Annotated in this window: 19 protein-coding genes; 16 read left to right on the top strand and 3 right to left on the bottom strand. The window is 46.9% G+C overall.

Annotated elements, in window-relative coordinates; translation table 11 throughout:
- The first annotated feature begins 6 nt into the window (after positions 1-6).
- The 3 genes from KHQ79_RS18210 (at position 7) to KHQ79_RS18200 (ending at position 2,716) form a co-directional block, all read left to right on the top strand.
- Positions 7-438, top strand: coding sequence for a PTS mannitol transporter subunit IIA (locus tag KHQ79_RS18210; protein WP_225516430.1), 432 nt, complete (start codon positions 7-9; stop codon positions 436-438).
- Between the two features lies 1 nt (position 439).
- Entirely contained in the window at positions 440-1,561 is a 1,122-nt protein-coding gene (locus KHQ79_RS18205) for a mannitol-1-phosphate 5-dehydrogenase (protein ID WP_225516429.1), read from the top strand.
- An 87-nt stretch (positions 1,562-1,648) separates the two neighbouring features.
- Entirely contained in the window at positions 1,649-2,716 is a 1,068-nt protein-coding gene (locus tag KHQ79_RS18200; protein ID WP_225516428.1) for a tartrate dehydrogenase, read from the top strand.
- Here the strand turns inward: KHQ79_RS18200 and KHQ79_RS18195 are convergent.
- Entirely contained in the window at positions 2,711-3,307 is a 597-nt protein-coding gene (locus KHQ79_RS18195) for a dienelactone hydrolase family protein (protein WP_225516427.1), read from the bottom strand. The two genes, KHQ79_RS18200 and KHQ79_RS18195, sit on opposite strands and share 6 nt — an antisense overlap.
- An 84-nt stretch (positions 3,308-3,391) precedes the next feature.
- On the opposite strand from KHQ79_RS18195, the gene KHQ79_RS18190 reads away from it, so the two are divergent.
- Positions 3,392-3,784 carry a 3-hydroxyacyl-ACP dehydratase FabZ family protein gene (locus KHQ79_RS18190; protein WP_225516426.1) on the top strand — a complete coding sequence of 131 codons (393 nt, stop codon included), beginning with the start codon at positions 3,392-3,394 and terminating at the stop codon, positions 3,782-3,784.
- A gap of 35 nt (positions 3,785-3,819) precedes the next feature.
- Here KHQ79_RS18190 and KHQ79_RS18185 read toward each other — a convergent pair whose 3' ends face one another.
- A complete protein-coding gene (locus tag KHQ79_RS18185) occupies positions 3,820-3,984 on the bottom strand; it encodes a hypothetical protein (protein ID WP_225516424.1) in 165 nt (54 codons plus the stop codon).
- A 132-nt stretch (positions 3,985-4,116) separates the two neighbouring features.
- On the opposite strand from KHQ79_RS18185, the gene KHQ79_RS18180 reads away from it, so the two are divergent.
- From KHQ79_RS18180 to KHQ79_RS18140, 9 genes are all read left to right on the top strand, one after another.
- Complete coding sequence (locus KHQ79_RS18180; RefSeq protein ID WP_225516422.1) at positions 4,117-4,866, top strand: Cof-type HAD-IIB family hydrolase; 750 nt, start codon at positions 4,117-4,119, stop codon at positions 4,864-4,866.
- Positions 4,867-5,071: 205 nt separating this feature from the next.
- Positions 5,072-5,839, top strand: coding sequence for a 5-oxoprolinase subunit PxpA (locus KHQ79_RS18175; RefSeq protein ID WP_225516420.1), 768 nt, complete (start codon positions 5,072-5,074; stop codon positions 5,837-5,839).
- Between the two features lie 21 nt (positions 5,840-5,860).
- Complete coding sequence (locus tag KHQ79_RS18170) at positions 5,861-7,075, top strand: NRAMP family divalent metal transporter (RefSeq protein ID WP_225516419.1); 1,215 nt, start codon at positions 5,861-5,863, stop codon at positions 7,073-7,075.
- On the top strand, positions 7,075-7,872 hold the full coding sequence (locus KHQ79_RS18165; RefSeq protein WP_225516417.1) for a putative hydro-lyase: 798 nt from the start codon (positions 7,075-7,077) through the stop codon (positions 7,870-7,872). The genes KHQ79_RS18170 and KHQ79_RS18165 overlap by 1 nt, the downstream gene beginning before the upstream one ends.
- A 44-nt stretch (positions 7,873-7,916) precedes the next feature.
- Positions 7,917-8,639 carry a 5-oxoprolinase subunit PxpB gene (gene pxpB / locus KHQ79_RS18160; RefSeq protein WP_225516415.1) on the top strand — a complete coding sequence of 241 codons (723 nt, stop codon included), beginning with the start codon at positions 7,917-7,919 and terminating at the stop codon, positions 8,637-8,639.
- A 2-nt stretch (positions 8,640-8,641) separates the two neighbouring features.
- Positions 8,642-9,649 carry a 5-oxoprolinase subunit PxpC gene (pxpC, locus tag KHQ79_RS18155; protein ID WP_080030883.1) on the top strand — a complete coding sequence of 336 codons (1,008 nt, stop codon included), beginning with the start codon at positions 8,642-8,644 and terminating at the stop codon, positions 9,647-9,649.
- 15 nt (positions 9,650-9,664) lie between these two features.
- A complete protein-coding gene (locus tag KHQ79_RS18150; RefSeq protein WP_225516413.1) occupies positions 9,665-10,417 on the top strand; it encodes an IclR family transcriptional regulator in 753 nt (250 codons plus the stop codon).
- Positions 10,418-10,480: 63 nt separating this feature from the next.
- Positions 10,481-11,122: a spore germination lipase LipC gene (lipC, locus tag KHQ79_RS18145; protein WP_225516411.1), complete on the top strand. Its 642-nt coding sequence runs from the start codon at positions 10,481-10,483 to the stop codon at positions 11,120-11,122.
- A 172-nt stretch (positions 11,123-11,294) separates the two neighbouring features.
- Positions 11,295-11,540: a YczI family protein gene (locus KHQ79_RS18140; protein ID WP_003240256.1), complete on the top strand. Its 246-nt coding sequence runs from the start codon at positions 11,295-11,297 to the stop codon at positions 11,538-11,540.
- Between the two features lie 5 nt (positions 11,541-11,545).
- Here the strand turns inward: KHQ79_RS18140 and KHQ79_RS18135 are convergent, their stop codons facing one another.
- Positions 11,546-11,833, bottom strand: a complete 288-nt coding sequence (locus KHQ79_RS18135; RefSeq protein ID WP_019257494.1) for an antibiotic biosynthesis monooxygenase family protein — start codon at positions 11,831-11,833, stop codon at positions 11,546-11,548.
- Positions 11,834-11,984: 151 nt separating this feature from the next.
- Between KHQ79_RS18135 and pbpC the strand changes: the two genes are divergently transcribed.
- From pbpC to mtlR, 3 genes are all read left to right on the top strand, one after another.
- Positions 11,985-13,991 (top strand): penicillin-binding protein 3, encoded by a 2,007-nt coding sequence (pbpC, locus tag KHQ79_RS18130; protein ID WP_225516409.1) that lies wholly within the window; start codon positions 11,985-11,987, stop codon positions 13,989-13,991.
- A gap of 100 nt (positions 13,992-14,091) precedes the next feature.
- Complete coding sequence (locus KHQ79_RS18125; RefSeq protein ID WP_225516407.1) at positions 14,092-14,994, top strand: aldo/keto reductase; 903 nt, start codon at positions 14,092-14,094, stop codon at positions 14,992-14,994.
- A 189-nt stretch (positions 14,995-15,183) separates the two neighbouring features.
- Complete coding sequence (gene mtlR / locus KHQ79_RS18120; protein WP_225516405.1) at positions 15,184-17,268, top strand: mannitol operon transcriptional activator MtlR; 2,085 nt, start codon at positions 15,184-15,186, stop codon at positions 17,266-17,268.
- Positions 17,269-17,366 lie beyond the last annotated feature (98 nt).

The raw sequence follows: 17,366 nt of genomic DNA, 5'->3' as shown, positions 1-17,366 counted from the left end.
ATATTCATGCAAGTACTCGCAAAGGAAAATATTAAACTCAATCAAACGGTATCAACAAAAGAAGAGGCCATCAAATTAGCAGGCCAAACGTTGATTGACAACGGCTATGTGACAGAAGATTACATTGGCAAAATGTTTGAACGGGAAGAAACGTCTTCTACGTTTATGGGGAATTTCATTGCAATTCCTCACGGCACAGAAGATGCGAAACGTGAGGTGCTTCACTCTGGAATCTCAATCATACAAATTCCAGATGGTGTCGAGTACGGTGAAGGCAACACGGCAAAAGTGGTATTCGGGATTGCTGGGAAAAATAATGAGCATTTAGACATTTTGTCTAACATCGCCATTATCTGCTCAGAAGAAGAAAACATTGAACGCCTGATCTCAGCTAAAAGCGAAGAAGATTTGATTGCCATTTTCAACGAGGTGAACTGACATGATCGCCTTACATTTCGGTGCGGGAAATATCGGGAGGGGGTTTATCGGCGCGCTGCTTCACCACTCCGGCTATGATGTGGTGTTTGCGGATGTGAACGATACGATGGTCAGCCTCCTTAATGAAAAACGGGAATATACGGTGGAGCTCGCTGAAGAGGGTCATTCATCAGAGGTGATCGGCCCGGTCAGTGCGATTAACAGCGGCAGCCAGCAAGAGGAGCTGTATCGGCTGATCAATGAGGCGGTGCTCATCACAACGGCGGTCGGCCCGAACGTGTTAAAGCTGATTGCTCCAGCTATCGCAGAAGGTTTAAGACGAAGAAACGCTGCAAACACACTGAATATCATTGCCTGCGAAAATATGATCGGCGGCAGCAGCTTCTTGAAGAAAGAGATATACAGCCACTTAACGGAAGCAGAGCGGGAATCCGTCAGTGAAACGGTCGGTTTTCCGAATTCAGCCGTTGACCGGATCGTGCCGATTCAGCATCATGAAGATCCGCTCAAAGTATCAGTTGAACCGTTTTTTGAATGGGTCATTGATGAATCAGGCTTTAAAGGGAAAACGCCGGCCATAAACGGAGCGCTGTTTGTTGATGATTTAACGCCGTACATCGAACGGAAGCTGTTTACGGTCAATACCGGACACGCGGTGACAGCGTATGTCGGCTATCAGCGCGGACTGAAAACGGTCAAAGAAGCAATCGATCATCCCGAAATTCGCCGTGTCGTTCATTCTGCCCTGCTTGAAACCGGTGACTATCTCGTCAAATCGTATGGCTTTAAGCAAACTGAACACGAACAATATATCAAAAAAATCATCGGACGCTTTGAAAATCCATTCATTACGGACGATGTGACCCGTGTGGCGAGATCACCTCTCAGAAAGTTGGGAGAGAATGATAGACTCGTAGGCCCGGCAAAGAAAATAAAAGAGCCGAATGCATTGGCGGAAGGGATTGCCGCAGCACTGCGCTTCGATTTCACCGATGACCCTGAAGCGGTTGAACTGCAAGCGCTGATCGAAGAAAAAGGATACAGCGGTGTGCTTCAAGAGGTGTGCGGCATTCAGTCTCATGAACCGCTGCATGCCATCGTTTTAAAGAAACTCAACCAATAACCGACCCGTGACAGCATGTCACGGGCTTTTTTTACCATCTCGCAATCTAGTATAATAGAAAACGCTTACGATAACAGGGGGAGGAGAATGACGATGAAACAATTCGAGATTGCGGCAATACCGGGAGACGGAGTAGGAAAAGAGGTTGTGGCGGCTGCTGAGAAAGTGCTTCATACAGCTGCTGAGGTGCACGGAGGTTTGTCATTCTCATTTACGTCTTTTCCATGGAGCTGTGATTATTACATGGAACATGGTGAAATGATGCCTGAAGACGGAATACATACGCTTACTCAATTTGAAGCGGTTTTCTTGGGAGCGGTCGGAAATCCGAAGCTGGTTCCCGATCATATTTCGTTGTGGGGGCTGCTGCTGAAGATCCGGAGAGAGCTTGAGCTTTCCATTAATATGAGACCAGCCAAACAGATGGCGGGCATTACGTCGCCGCTTCTGCATCCAAATGATTTTGACCTCGTGGTGATTCGCGAAAACAGTGAAGGTGAGTACAGTGAAGTCGGCGGACGCATTCACAGGGGTGACGATGAAATCGCCATCCAGAATGCCGTGTTTACGAGAAAAGCGACAGAGCGTGTCATGCGTTTTGCCTTCGAATTGGCGAAAAAACGGCGCGGGCATGTGACAAGTGCGACAAAGTCTAATGGCATTTATCACGCGATGCCGTTTTGGGATGAAGTCTTTCAGCAGACTGCCGCTGATTACAGCGGGATTGAAACGTCATCCCAGCATATTGATGCGTTGGCCGCTTTTTTTGTGACGCGTCCGGAAACGTTTGATGTCATTGTGGCAAGCAACCTGTTCGGTGATATTTTAACCGACATCAGCTCAAGCCTGATGGGAAGCATCGGCATTGCGCCGTCTGCTAACATCAACCCGTCCGGCAAATACCCGTCCATGTTCGAACCGGTTCACGGCTCAGCTCCTGACATTGCCGGACAAGGCCTAGCTAATCCGATCGGCCAGATTTGGACAGCGAAGCTGATGCTTGACCATTTCGGAGAGGAAGAACTGGGAGCGAAAATCCTCGATGTGATGGAACAGGTAACAGCTGACGGCATCAAAACACGCGACATTGGCGGACAAAGCACAACGGCTGAGGTCACTGACGAAATCTGTGCGCGTTTAAGAAAACAATCATAAAACAGGGCGGGGCAGTTTTGCTGCCTCGTTTTTTATGATGGAAAGCGTCTTGAAGAAGACTGCCCTGTCAAAATAAACCGAATCAGGATTGGCAAAGCCATGAAGAGCATCAAATTGATAAATCTCCAAATCGGGCTGCTGTTTTTCCTGCAGTTTTTTGATGAGAACCGTAACATCAAACGACGGCTCATATGAAGGGAAAAACAATAGAACCGGGCAGACTGGCACGTGATCAAGGGAATCGCGTATCCGGGAACCGTAATAACAAACAGCTCCGCTCACCTCAGGCATACTGCTGCATTTCCATGCGATCGTTGCGCCCGCGCTGAATCCAATCACAAAGATGCGCCGTCCCGCGTGTTGCCTAATCAAGCTCTGGATGATGGTTTCTCCCGTTTTCAGCCGTTCAAGTTTTGTAAACTGTTCGTATGCGGTTTTTTCCTCTTGCAGTCTGTAGACTTCACCATCCCCGAGCAGGTTAGGTGTCACCACCTCATATCCAGCCATTTTGATCAGCCGGGCGATTTTTTTCATATGGCTGTTTACACCGTATATTTCGTGTGCGAGAATGACGAGCGGTTTTTGGGACATAATGGTCTCCTTTTGCGTTTTTTCCATTATATCCTATCGTTCAGATTGAGGCTGATATATAATGGTCAAAAAAGGAGAAATAGAATGAACTCATTATCTTTGCCTCACCGCTATCCGTTTTTATTTATTGATGGCGTGACGGAAACCGAGCCCGGCAAACATGCAGCAGCTTATAAGCTGGTCAGTGAAAACGACTGGTTTATCACTGAAACGCAAACAGAAATGCCGTTTTCACTTGTGATTGAAGCACTTGCGCAAACCGCGGCTTTTACAGGGATTACAGATGAGAACAGCTTGGGCTTATTGTCATCCGTGAAGAAAGCGGAAAAGCTGGGCGCGGCCATACCTGGTGACCGGCTTGATCTTACGTTTGAAGTCACGCGCAATCGGCGCGGGTTTGTGTTTGGACATGCCAAGGCGTCAGTCGGCGGGCAGCCTGTAGCTGAAGCTGAAATCGGCATCTATATTGAAAAATGAAAAAAACCCTTCACAACGATTTGTGAGGGGTTCTATTATTTCGTATCGTAATCCCGTTCGCTTTGTGAGTGGTCTCTTTGCTGGCGTTTGCGTTTTTCATCATTCATGTTTTCCTTCAGCTCTTCATTCGGAATCGGATCGGTTAAGTCATTGTGTTCGGGGTTTTCATTTGGTTTGTTTTTCTGTTTTCTTTCTGTCATGTTTGATCACCTCACCGTTTGTTTTCCTCTTATCAGTGCACCTCAAACATGCGAAATCGCATTTTTGTTCCGCTGGGTATAATGTATTAGAATAGAAAGAAGCACAATTAAAAGATAAAGAGAGGTACATATATGTCTATTCAAAGAGAAGATGTGGATATCAAGCTGATCGCTATTGATATGGATGGAACGCTGCTTAATGACGAGCAGCTGATTTCGGATGAAAACCGTAAAGCCATTCGTGAAGCAGAGGATAAAGGCGTGTATGTGGTGATCAGCACAGGCCGGACGCTGATGACGTGCCGGGAGCTGGCGGAATCGCTGGAGCTGTCGTCCTTTTTAATCACGGCAAACGGCAGCGAAATCTGGGACTCGAATTTTAATTTGGTGGAACGAAAGCTGCTCCATACGGATCATATTCAAATGATGTGGGATTTGCGGAATAAGCACAACACCAATTTCTGGGCTTCTACAGTAAATAAAGTATGGAGAGGCGAGTTTCCGGAAAACATTACGGATCATGAATGGCTCAAATTCGGCTTTGACATTGAGGATGACGACATCCGAAACGAAGTGCTGGAGGAGCTGAGAAAAAACAAAGAGCTCGAAATCACAAATTCAAGCCCGACAAACATCGAGGTCAATGCGCTCGGCATCAACAAAGCCGCAGCCCTTGCGAAGGTTTCTGAAAAACTCGGCTTTACGATGGAGAATGTGATGGCAATGGGCGACAGCCTTAATGACATCGCGATGATCAAAGAAGCGGGTCTGGGCGTCGCAATGGGCAATGCACAAGACATCGTGAAAGAAACTGCTGATTGGGTTACGGAGACAAATATTGAGGATGGTGTCGCTAAAGCGATTCGCCATTGGGTACTATAAAAAAAGGGGAGTCCTAAGATGGACTCTCTTTTTTAGTTTGGCAGGTTTTCTTCTGGGACCATGGTAGGTTTTCTAACAAAAGTATTTCACAAACTTATATGATTGAATTATAATGAAACAAAGTTCAAAAATTCGGAATAGTCATTCCGAATTGCGGAACAATAAATACATAAAGCAAATCGTTTGCTTTGGCAGGAGGGATTCTGTGTTTCAAGTTGATTTGAACTGTGATTTAGGAGAAAGCTTCGGAGCCTACACGATAGGCCTTGACCAAGATATTTTAGAGTATGTCACATCTGCGAACATCGCATGCGGATTTCATGCAGGAGATCCCGGTGTCATGAGGAAAACCGTCGCGCTTGCGGCGGAAAAAGGCGTAAAAATTGGTGCCCATCCGGGTTTGCCGGATTTACTCGGCTTCGGTCGCCGCAATATGGCAATCTCCCCTGATGAAGCGTATGACCTTGTTGTTTATCAGATTGGCGCGCTCTCTGGTTTTCTAAAAGCAGAAGGCCTTCACATGCAGCACGTCAAACCGCATGGTGCTTTGTACAATATGGCGGCAGTCGATCAAAAGCTGTCGGACGCCATTGCGAAAGCTGTCTGCAAGGTTGATCCCGGTCTGATTCTTTTCGGTCTTGCTGAGAGCGAGCTCGTAAAAGCGGGGCAACGGATCGGACTGCAAACAGCGAGTGAAGTGTTCGCCGACAGAACGTATCAAGCGGACGGCACGCTCACGCCGCGCTCCCAGCCGGACGCACTTATTGAAAGCGATGATGCCGCTGTCAGCCAGGTGATCAAAATGGTGAAAGAAGGGGCAGTCAAGTCTCAGCAAGGGCATGATGTGTCCTTAACAGCAGATACGGTTTGCATTCACGGAGACGGAGCTCATGCGCTGACATTTGCGCAAAAAATCAGAAAAGAGCTCAAGGCGGCAGGAATTGATGTAACCGCTATATCAGCACAGAAGTAAAACATAAAGGAGGAGCAATAGATGGAGCAGCAGAAAAAAACAGCGGGGAAAAAAGCGGGCAGCTGGTCATTGCTGATGGGTGCCGCCTTTTTAATGGCGACATCTGCGATCGGCCCGGGTTTCCTGACACAGACCGCTACATTCACAAACACACTCGCGGCAAGCTTTGGTTTTGTTATTTTAATTTCTATTATTTTAGATATTTTTGCCCAAACCAATGTATGGCGCATCATCGCAGTGTCTGGAAAACGTGGCCAGGAAATTGCGAATATGGTGCTTCCCGGACTGGGCTATTTCATCGCCATTCTCGTCGTGCTTGGCGGACTGGCTTTTAATATCGGGAATATCGGAGGTGCCGGGCTGGGGCTTCAGGTGTTGTTCGGCATTACACCAGAAACAGGCGCCTTAATCAGCGCCGTTATCGCAATTTTGATTTTTGTCATTAAAGAAGCAGGAAAAGCGATGGACCGCTTTACGCAAATTGCGGGCTTCGTCATGATTATTTTAACGGTCTACGTCGCGGCGACAACAGCTCCGCCGGTTGGACAGGCTGTTACAAATACATTCGTCCCGGAACATATCAGCATATTTGCTATTGTCACACTGGTGGGCGGAACCGTCGGCGGATATATCACATTTGCCGGGGGACACCGTTTGCTCGATGCAGGAATTAAAGGGAAGGAATCAATCCCGCAGGTGACAAAAAGCTCGGTTGTCGGCATTTTAATTACATCTGTTATGCGTATCGCTCTTTTCCTTGCGGTGCTTGGCGTTGTGTCAAAAGGCCTGCACATCGATGAAAGCAACCCTGCGGCGTCTGTCTTCAAGCTGGCTGCTGGAAATGTCGGTTATAAAATTTTCGGATTGATCATGTGGTCTGCGGCGATTACATCTGTTATTGGGGCAGCCTATACATCTGTTTCGTTTTTCAAAACCTTTTCTCCAAAAATCGAAAAGAATTCGCGCGGCATTATTATCGGATTTATCGTGATTTCTACGTTAGCTTTTGTCACAATCGGACAGCCTGCGAAAATCCTCGTGCTTGTCGGATCTCTGAACGGCTTGATTTTGCCGATTGCACTCGGAACGCTGCTTATTGCCGCATATAAGAAAAACATTATCGGTGATTATAAGCATCCGCTTTGGCTGACCGTTTCAGGTGCACTTGTTGTTATCGTAATGGCTGTTATGGGAGTCTACACGTTATTTACACAACTTCCTCAATTGTGGAGCTGATGAAGGTGGATCAATTAAACAAAATGGCGCCGAAGGATGTGCGCGCCCTGATACGAGAGGGAAAAATAAACGGGCCGACCGCAGGCATGTCCGGCGGCTATGCCCAAGCGAACCTTGTGATTTTGAAGAAAGACCTTGCGTTTGATTTTCTGCTGTTTTGCCAGCGAAATCAAAAGCCCTGTCCTGTGCTGGATGTGACAGAAGCAGGTTCGCCTGTGCCGTCACTGGTTGCGCCGGATGCTGATATCAGAACGGACTTTCCGAAATACCGTATTTACAGGCACGGTGCCTTGACGGAAGAAGTATCTGATATCACGCCGTACTGGGAGGAAGACTTTGTCGGCTTTCTGATCGGATGCAGTTTCTCCTTTGAACAGGCGCTGATCAACAATGGAATAGCTGTCCGGCATATTGATGAGGGGACAAACGTCCCGATGTATAAAACGAATATCGATTGTGTTCCGGCGGGGGCGTTTCAAGGACAAATGGTTGTAAGTATGAGACCTGTTCCAGAACGGCAGGCTGTACGCGCCGCTCAGGTGACCTCACGTTTTCCGGCTGTGCACGGAGGGCCGATCCATATCGGCAATCCGGGAGCAATCGGGATTCGCGATTTGGACAAACCGGATTTTGGAGATGCCGTTTCCATTCATGAAGGCGAGGTTCCTGTTTTTTGGGCATGCGGAGTGACCCCGCAAGCCGTGGCTATGAATGTAAAACCTGAAATGGTCATCACACATGCGCCGGGGCATATGCTCATCACAGATATTCGAGACGAGTCACTTGCGGTGCTGTAACCTCTCGTCCTCCTGATGAACGAGAAATAAAAGAGGTGAGAAAGATGACTGTACGATGCCAAATCGAACAGCTCGGTGATTCTGCAATGATGATCCGATTCGGAGAAGAGATAAACGAGCAGGTCAACGGCCTTGTCCATGCCGCGGCCGCTTATATAGAAGAACAGCCATTTCCGGGATTCATTGAATGCATCCCGGCTTTTACAAGTCTGACGGTATTTTATGATATGTATGAAGTGTACAAGCATTTGCCTCAAGGGATAAGCTCACCTTTTGAGAAGGTCAAGTGCGATGTCGAAGAGCGGCTGAAGGAAATAGCCGCAGACTATGAAAACAGCCGCCGTATTGTAGAAATTCCTGTCTGTTATGGCGGTGAATTCGGGCCGGATTTAGAAGAGGTGGCGAAGATCAATCAGCTGTCACCGGAGGAAGTCATTGACATTCATACAAGCGGCGAATATGTTGTGTATATGCTTGGCTTTGCTCCAGGTTTTCCTTTCTTAGGCGGGATGTCCAAACGCATTGCCGCTCCAAGAAAATCATCACCAAGACCGTCGATTCCCGCAGGTTCAGTCGGAATTGCGGGATTGCAGACAGGCGTTTATCCGATTTCGACGCCGGGCGGCTGGCAGCTGATCGGCAAAACGCCGCTGGCTCTTTTCCGGCCGCAGGAAAACCCGCCGACATTACTGCGGGCGGGAGACACTGTGAAATTCGTGCGCATCTTAGAAGAAGACTATCACGCCTATAAGGAGGAGTCCAATTGAGCATGAAAGTGTTAAAGCCTGGACTGCTCACAACGGTTCAGGATATAGGCAGAACGGGTTATCAAAAATACGGCGTTCTGGCAAGCGGCGCCATGGACACGGTTTCGCTGCGCATTGCAAATCTGCTGATTGGCAACAGCGAAAATGAAGCCGGTCTTGAAATTACGCTGATGGGGCCCGGACCGTCATTTTATTTTTCAAAAACGACGCTGATTGCAGTGACAGGGGCGGACTTCACCCTGCGTATTAACGACGAGGAAGCGCCTTTATGGAAGCCTGTGCTCGTCAAGGAAAACAGCACAGTCAGTTTTGGCCCCTGCAAACTTGGCAGCCGTGCTTATTTAGCGGCAGCCGGCGGCTTCGATGTGCCTGCCGTCATGGAAAGCAAAAGCACGTACGTCAGAGCAGGGATCGGCGGACATCATGGCAGAGCGCTTCAAAAGGAAGATGAACTGTCCATTAGAGAGATGTCACCCCTTTCGCAAACCATCCTTTCCCGATTAAGCCCTCAGCTTGGAAAGCAAGGATTTGCAGTACCGAAATGGTCCGTCAGCCGCGGCAGGTTTCTGCCATTGAAAAAGAATCCCGTCATTCGGGTGCTGGAAGGAAAACAATTCGGTTTTTTTACAGAAGAATCAAAAACACGTTTTTATGAAGAAACGTTTCGTGTCACGCCGCAATCCGACCGTATGGGCTACAGGCTCAAAGGAGAACCGCTCGAACTGAAGGCGCCGCTTGAGATGGTGTCGGAAGCGGTTTCATTTGGAACGGTTCAGGTGCCGCCTGATGGCAACCCGATTATTCTGCTTGCAGACCGGCAAACGACCGGCGGCTATCCGAGGATCGCGCACATCATATCTGCTGACCTTCCGATTGTCTCGCAAATCATGCCGGGCGAGCAAGTCCAGTTTGAGCCTGTATCCCTCCAGGAAGCGGAAGCACTTGCGATTGAACGGGAACAGCATATAAAAGAACTGAAAACGAGAATGAAGATGGAATGGCTGACATAACAAAGGGGATGAATGATGCAGAATAAAAACAAAACCGTAGTCAAATCTTTGGCTCTGCTTAATTTGTTTTTGCATGAACCAAGCCTTACCTTAAGTGAACTGGTGTCGCTGTCAGGAATGCCGAAAACCTCTGTTCACCGTATGGTCAGCTCTTTAGAGGAAATGGGATTCCTCAATCGGGATTCGTCAGGCGCTTATTCGCTGGGACTGGTGTTTTTGGAATTCGGCCAGCTCGTCGCTGACAGGCTGGATATCAGAAAAATAGCGAAACCGGTGATGGAAGAGCTGTGCAGTGAAGTGGATGAGGCCGTGCAATTGATCATGAGAGACGGCAATGAAGCGATATACGTTGAGAAAATAGAAGGGACGCAGACTGTGCGGCTGTACACGGCGATCGGCAGGCGTTCTCCTCTATATGCGGGAGCGTGCGCCAGAAGCATTTTGTCCTTTCTTCCCCGTGAAGAAATTGAAACATACATCAAACAAACGGAACTCATTTCAATTGGGTCCGGGACGATTACTGATCCCGAAAAACTGCTGCAGGAGATTGATGCTTCCGTGAAAAATGGCTTTACCGTCAGCTATTCAGAGCTCGAAAACTATACAGCGGCTATCGGTGCCCCGATTTTTAACCATAAGCGGCAAGTCGCAGCCGGCATCAGCATTGCAGGCTTTGAAGCAAGGTTTACAGAAGACAGGCTGCCTTATTTAACGGAAAAGGTGAAGGACGCCGCTTTGCAGATTTCCAGAAAAATAGGGTATTCATAAGTAGCCGATCTTTTCTCTACTGCGTACATTAACGTATCGACGTTCAGGAGTGGAGGAAAGAACATGGTGCTTCAATATACAGCTCTGGGGGATTCTTTGACGACGGGGAGAGGCTCCGGGCTGTTTTCTCCCGGCTTCGTCCAGCGTTTCGGAGACATGATGGAAGCCGACTTGCAAACAGAAACGGCAATATCCATCTTTGCCAAATCAGGTTTAAATACAGAAGAAATTCTGGGGCTCCTGTCATATCCCTTTGTGCAAAAGTGCATTAAGGGCGCAGACATGATAACGATCACAGGGTGCGGAAATGATCTGATCGATTCAGTCTTAGCCTACCAAACGTCTAAGGATGAAACGATTTTCAGCCATGCATCTGCCCATTGCCATGAGAATTTTGAAAAGATGATTGCCAAAATCGCCGAAATCAAAGGAGAAAATCCGTCCCCGTACGCCATCCGTGTATTCAACTTATATAATCCGTTTCCCGGAATTGAAATCGCTGGCAAATGGATCACATCTTTTAATTCACATTTAGAAACACTTGCATCAGCACCCCATGTCAAAATCGCGGATGCCTACAGCATCTTCAAAGGAAAAGAGCAGGAATATCTGTCCTTTGACGGTGTCCATCCGAACAGCAAAGGCTATCAAGCGATGGCTGAAGCCGTTCACAAGTTAGGCTATAAAGAATTGTCAGTTTCATAAAAAACGCGCCTCATGAAGGGCGCGTTTTTTATGTGTGATTGAAATATTAAAAGAAACTTAAAATTCTCTGTCTTCTGTTCTACAGACAAACAAAGTGCGCTAGAATAATGGAGGACGTAGGCAAATATAGCCATAACGTTCAATATTTCGTATATAAGGAAGGATGGTCCTTTTGTTTCGGATTTTTAAAATGTCTTTTGCGGTTATCATTATTATACTGGCGCTTATTGCTTTTAACTATACGGAACATACCTCTGTTATTCAATCGGTCATGCTCGTCTTTCTTGGCGCAGTCATGTTTATGCAGGGGCTTGAAGAGCGCAAAAAAGAAAACGACGGCTCAGGCGCTTTTAATATTTATACCGCCGTTTTCGTATGGTCTGTCTCTCTCATCGGTTTTACACTTCATATTATATAAATCTATTACACATCCTGAAAATGCTCGACCGTCGGGAACGGGGTATAGAACCGATGGAGCAAGGCTTTCCACTCCTGATATTCTGAAGAACCGCGAAAGCCTTCCGTATGGTCCTCAAGTGTTTCCCACTCCACAAGCAGCAAATATTTATGCGTTTCTTCCATGCATTTAGATAACGAGTGCGTAATATAGCCCTTCATGCCGGAAATGATCGGCGCCGCTTGCCGGAACGCCTCCTCAAACTCTTGTTCAAGCCCTTCTTTAATGTGAAGCATTGCTGCCTCTCTGACCATGCCATCCCTTCTTTCCGTCTTTTCAAATAGTCTACAGCAAACGACAGGAGATTTCTGCAAAATCGGTGAACCTTTTCCTTCATTTTCAAAAAAATCTTGCACGCACCAATTCATTTAAGAGAAAATAACAAATGGAAGGCAGGGGAAAGTCATGTTAAAAAAGTGTATTCTACTAGTATTTCTATGCGTCGGATTGATTGGTTTAAGCGGATGCTCCAAGACAGATTCACCAGAGGATCGCATGGAAGCATTCGTGAAACAATGGAACGATCAGCAATTCGATGACATGTATCAAAGCCTGACCAAAGATGTTAAAAAAGAAATCTCCAAAAAAGATTTCGTCAACAGGTATAAAACCATCTATGAGCAGGCAGGCGTAAAAAATCTGAAAGTCACTGCGGGAGAAGTGGATGAGGACGATAAAGACAACGAGACAATGAAGCACATCCCATATAAAGTCAGCATGGATACAAATGCGGGCAAGGTCAGCTTCAAAAATACCGCTGTGCTGAAAAAACAAAAAACAGATGATGAGGAGTCATGGAATATAGATTGGGACCCGTCGTTTATTTTCAAGCAGCTGGCAGATGATAAAACAGTGCAAATCGCCAGTATTGAACCGAAACGCGGCCAAATCTACGATAAAAACGGGAAAGGCTTAGCCATCAATACAGATGTTCCTCAAATCGGAATTGTTCCCGGAGAGCTTGGCGATAAAAAAGAAAAAGTCATAAAAGAGCTCGCGAAAAAACTTGATTTGACTGAAGATGACATCAAGAAAAGTCTGGATCAAAGCTGGGTGAAAGACGATTCGTTTGTGCCGCTCAAAAAAGTCAAGCCGGACCAGAAAAAATTAGTGTCTGAGGCGACGTCATTACAAGGCGTGACAAGAACGAATGTTAGCTCTCGCTATTATCCGTATGGCGAAAAGACAGCCCATTTAACAGGCTATGTCCGCGCTATTACTGCAGAAGAATTGAAGAAAAAGAAAGACGGAACGTACAGTGATACGTCTAACATCGGCATCGCCGGACTTGAAAATGTGTATGAGGACAAACTAAGAGGCACAACCGGATGGAAAATCTACGTGCCGCAAACCGGAGAAGTCATCGCTGAAAAGAAAGCGAAGGACGGCGAGGATCTTCACCTCACAATTGATATCAACACGCAAACGAAGCTGTATGATGAATTGAAGGATGACAGCGGCACGGCAGTGGCGCTGCAGCCGAAGACAGGCGAAACACTCGCTCTTGTCAGCGCGCCTTCTTACGATCCAAACGGATTTATTTTCGGCTGGAGTGATAAGGAATGGAAAAAACTAAACGAAGATAAAAACAATCCGTTTTCAGCGAAATTCAATAAAACATACGCACCGGGTTCTACGATTAAACCGATTGCAGCTGCCATCGGAATCAAAAATGGCACCCTTAAAGCAGATGAGAAGAAAACAATCAAAGGAAAAGAGTGGCAAAAGGATTCAAGCTGGGGCGGTTATTCAGTGACACGTGTGTCTGAGAGACTTCAGCAAGTCGATCTGGAAAATGCCCTCATTACATCAGACAATATTTATTTTGCACAGAACGCGCTTGATATGGGGGCAGACAACTTTACAAAAGGGTTGAACACGTTTGGCTTCTCAGAGGACATTCCATATGAATTCCCGACCCAGAAGTCGTCTATTGCAAATGACAAGCTCGATTCAGACATTTTGCTTGCGGATACAGGGTACGGACAAGGGCAAATGCAAATGTCTCCGCTTCACTTGGCAGCTTCTTACACACCATTTGTTGACAACGGGGATCTTGTCAAACCGACATTGATCAAAAAAGACTCACAAACAGCTGATGTCTGGCACAAGCAAGTGGTCACGAAGGAAGGAGCGGCAGACATTACAAAAGGTCTGAAAGGCGTTGTGGAAGACGAGCGCGGATCAGCGTATCAGCCTGTCGTGAAAGGAATCACTGTTGCCGGAAAAACAGGAACAGCTGAGCTGAAAACATCAAAAGATGATAAAGACGGCGCAGAAAATGGCTGGTTCGTCGGCTACGATTACAAAAACAAAGACCTGCTTGTCGCCATGATGATTCAAAATGTGCAGGACCGCGGCGGCAGCCACTATGTTGTGGAGAAAGCGAAGAAGCTATTTCAATCGAATTAAAATGCCTTTTTGACGGGAGCGAAAGGAAAAAGGGGATCTGAGGCCGAATGAACTAGTAAGGGGCAAGACCCGGTTTATACAAGGAAAAGAGGGATTTTGCATGCAGCGTATTCAATTGGCGGAGGATCTTCAATTTTCAAGAGTCATACACGGGCTTTGGCGGCTGAATGAATGGAACTATTCAGATACTGAACTGCTCAGCCTCATTGAATGGTGTATCGATCACGGCATCACGACCTTTGATCATGCGGATATTTACGGAGGCTATACGTGCGAAAAGCTGTTTGGAAACGCCCTTGCCCTTTCGCCCGGATTAAGAGAAAACATAGAGCTGGTCACAAAATGCGGCATCGTTCTTGAATCACCTGAACGTCCCGCTCACAAGTCGCATCATTATAATACAAGCAAATCACATATCTTGGCATCCGTTGAGCAATCCCTTCTAAACCTTAGAACGGATTATATTGACGTACTGCTGATTCACAGACCGGACCCGCTCATGGATCCGGAGGGAGTAGCAGAGGCGTTTCAGGCGCTGAAAGGCTCCGGCAAGGTCAGGTACTTCGGCGTTTCGAATTTTAAAGATCACCAGTATCGCATGCTGGAATCGTATTTGCCTGAGAAGCTCGTGACCAACCAGATTGAGCTTTCCACATATGAATTAGAAAATGTTCTGGACGGCACTCTGAACCTGTGCCAGGAAAAACGGATTTCACCGATGGCTTGGTCACCGCTGGCAGGCGGCAAAGTTTTCACTGGTGACACGGAAAAAGACGGCCGTGTCCGCACGGCGCTTGAATCCGTTCAGGCGGAAATCGGCGCCGCTTCATTGGACGAGGTGATGTATGCATGGCTGTTCACGCATCCGGCCGGCATCATGCCGATTGTCGGAAGCGGAAAACGAGAGCGGATATCCGCCGCAGTAAATGCGTTGGCCTACAAGCTTGACCATGATCAGTGGTTCCGTATTTTCACAGCCGCACAAGGTCACGATATTCCATAACAAAAAGCATCAGCTTAGCAGCTGGTGCTTTTTCAATATTGTCACACCGTTTAGTGCCAAATTCCCATTTATAAGTGATTGAATCTCATTTGAAAGCGTTTTATATTATAAAGAAACCTCTCTTTTTTCCTCTCATGAATCTCCTTGCAACTTCATCCGCACAACACGACTGTCTAGGAGGCCTTTTTTATGTATATGACTGCCAGAGAACAAAAGCTTTTAAAGCACTTATTATTACAAAGCCGATATGTAACCGTAACTGAGCTTGCTGAGCTGATGGAAGTCAGCACGAGAACCATCCACAGGGAGCTCAAATCAATTAAGCCGCTGATGGAAACCGTCGGGCTTACGCTCGATAAACAGCCTGGCAAAGGGCTGAAGGCAGTGGGAAGTCCCGAGGATAAACAAAAACTGCTTACCGATTTATCATATGAACAGCATGAATATAGCGCGGACGAACGAAAACTGCTCATTCTCTGTTCGTTATTAGAGTCTCAGGAGCCCGTCAAGCTGTACACGCTAGCCCATGATCTGCAGGTGACGAATGCCACGATCAGCTACGACTTAGACGAGCTCGAAAAATGGATTTCTCCCTTCGGTTTGACACTGATCCGTAAAAGAGGCTTTGGCATCCAGCTTATAGGGCCGGAGAATGCGAAACGTAAAATTGTCGGCAACCTGATTGTGAATCGCCTCGACATCCAAATGTTTTTGGAAGCGGTTGAATTAAATATCAAAGGAAAAGCAGATTCTTCAGAGAAAATGTTCGGCGTAGTCAGCAAAGGCGAGCTGTTAAAAATGGAGCGTATCTTGTTTCAGCTGAAAGAAAAAATCGCTTTTTCATTGTCCGACAGCTCCTATATAGCGCTCGTCGTCCATCTGACGTTTGCGATCGAACGGATCCAGCTTGGGGAAACCATCACCATGGAGCAAAATGAGCTTGAGGAACTGAAGAATGCGAAAGAATACAGCTCCGCTCTTGAAATCGCGGGCGAGCTTGAACGTGCCTTCAGCGTGACGATTCCGGAGGCGGAGGTCGGTTATATCACGATCCACCTTCGAAGCGCCAATCGGAAATACAAAACAGAATACAAAGCGCAGGAAATCGAACTGGAAACAGCTCTGCAAACAAAGCGGCTCATTGCTTTTATTTCAGACAAAATCAGAATGGATCTCACGAAAAACTACTCTTTATATGAAGGCCTGATTGCCCATTTGGAGCCGGCCGTCAGCCGCATAAAAGAAAATATCGAGATATACAATCCGATGAAGGAACAGATCAAACGCGATTATTTTCTGCTCTATATGGCGATCGAAGAAGGCGTGGAAAAGTATTTTCCAGGCATGTCCTTTTCTGATGATGAGATCGCTTTTATCGTCCTTCACTTCGGCTCGGCCCTTGAAATCAAAAAAGAAGAAGCAAAAGTGAAAGCGCTTGTCGTCTGCTCAAGCGGGATCGGCTCTTCGAAAATGCTAGCTTCCAGACTGAAGAAAGAGCTGCCGGAGATTGAATCGTTTGACATGTCATCCCTGATCGAGCTGAAGGGCAGGGAAGTTCAGTCCTATGACATGATTGTTTCCACCGTTCCGATTCCTTACGAAAACATTGATTACATTATGGTCAGTCCGCTTTTAAATGAGGAAGACGCAAACCAGGTGAAGCAGTATATCAAGCGAAAAATTCCGCTCATTCTTGAGAAAAATAGAAGCCCGAAGGAAGAGGCGCAGCAAGCTGATGTACCTGACATGCTGGCAGCGTCGGAAAGCATGGGGCGGTATATGGCTGTCATCCAAGATGTGCTGCGCCACTTTACACTTACACACATCAAAACGAAACCCGATCATAGCATGCTCCTGTCAGAGCTTTTCCAGCAGCTGAAGGAGGATGGCTTGATCCGTGATCCGAAAAAAGCCGCGGTTTGCCTGGCGGAGCGGGAGAAACAAGGGGGGTTGGGAATCCCGGGGACAAACATGGCGCTCTATCATCTCAAAAATGATGAAATCGTCCTGCCTTTTTTCAAAATGTATGATCTCAGCACCTCTTATGAAGTGAATGGCATGGACGGAAATACCCTCAACATGACACGCATCCTCGTGATGATGGCGCCTGGCTCATTATCTGCTGAAGGATCGGAGATTTTAAGCGCGATCAGCTCCGCCATTATCGAGAGCAGCGAAAGCATGGCGGGGTTTCAGGAAGAGGGAGAACAAGAACTGTATCAGCGGTTAAACCGCATATTTTTCACTTGGATGAAAGAAAAAAACATACCATAACAGTACATGGCACACGTCAAAAAATTGGCGTGTGTTTTTATGTGAATGGGGTACAAGATAAGAAAATGCGGGACTATTTTATCATTCAGTAATAGAAT

Origin of the sequence: Bacillus sp. TSO22 (assembly GCF_020223595.1) — a bacterium.
Lineage (GTDB): Bacteria > Bacillota > Bacilli > Bacillales > Bacillaceae > Bacillus > Bacillus inaquosorum.
This window is presented reverse-complemented; position numbering and strand designations above follow the sequence as displayed.

Excerpts from the sequence above, each read along its gene's own strand:
- KHQ79_RS18210 (WP_225516430.1), top strand. The coding sequence starts at position 7 with ATGCAAGTACTCGCAAAGGAAAATATTAAACTCAATCAAACGGTATCA.
- KHQ79_RS18205 (WP_225516429.1), top strand. The coding sequence starts at position 440 with ATGATCGCCTTACATTTCGGTGCGGGAAATATCGGGAGGGGGTTTATC.
- KHQ79_RS18200 (WP_225516428.1), top strand. The coding sequence starts at position 1,649 with ATGACGATGAAACAATTCGAGATTGCGGCAATACCGGGAGACGGAGTA.
- KHQ79_RS18195 (WP_225516427.1), bottom strand. The coding sequence starts at position 3,307 with ATGTCCCAAAAACCGCTCGTCATTCTCGCACACGAAATATACGGTGTA.
- KHQ79_RS18190 (WP_225516426.1), top strand. The coding sequence starts at position 3,392 with ATGAACTCATTATCTTTGCCTCACCGCTATCCGTTTTTATTTATTGAT.
- KHQ79_RS18185 (WP_225516424.1), bottom strand. The coding sequence starts at position 3,984 with ATGACAGAAAGAAAACAGAAAAACAAACCAAATGAAAACCCCGAACAC.
- KHQ79_RS18180 (WP_225516422.1), top strand. The coding sequence starts at position 4,117 with ATGTCTATTCAAAGAGAAGATGTGGATATCAAGCTGATCGCTATTGAT.
- KHQ79_RS18170 (WP_225516419.1), top strand. The coding sequence starts at position 5,861 with ATGGAGCAGCAGAAAAAAACAGCGGGGAAAAAAGCGGGCAGCTGGTCA.
- KHQ79_RS18165 (WP_225516417.1), top strand. The coding sequence starts at position 7,075 with ATGAAGGTGGATCAATTAAACAAAATGGCGCCGAAGGATGTGCGCGCC.
- pxpB (WP_225516415.1), top strand. The coding sequence starts at position 7,917 with ATGACTGTACGATGCCAAATCGAACAGCTCGGTGATTCTGCAATGATG.
- pxpC (WP_080030883.1), top strand. The coding sequence starts at position 8,642 with ATGAAAGTGTTAAAGCCTGGACTGCTCACAACGGTTCAGGATATAGGC.
- KHQ79_RS18150 (WP_225516413.1), top strand. The coding sequence starts at position 9,665 with ATGCAGAATAAAAACAAAACCGTAGTCAAATCTTTGGCTCTGCTTAAT.
- lipC (WP_225516411.1), top strand. The coding sequence starts at position 10,481 with ATGGTGCTTCAATATACAGCTCTGGGGGATTCTTTGACGACGGGGAGA.
- KHQ79_RS18135 (WP_019257494.1), bottom strand. The coding sequence starts at position 11,833 with ATGGTCAGAGAGGCAGCAATGCTTCACATTAAAGAAGGGCTTGAACAA.
- pbpC (WP_225516409.1), top strand. The coding sequence starts at position 11,985 with ATGTTAAAAAAGTGTATTCTACTAGTATTTCTATGCGTCGGATTGATT.
- KHQ79_RS18125 (WP_225516407.1), top strand. The coding sequence starts at position 14,092 with ATGCAGCGTATTCAATTGGCGGAGGATCTTCAATTTTCAAGAGTCATA.
- mtlR (WP_225516405.1), top strand. The coding sequence starts at position 15,184 with ATGTATATGACTGCCAGAGAACAAAAGCTTTTAAAGCACTTATTATTA.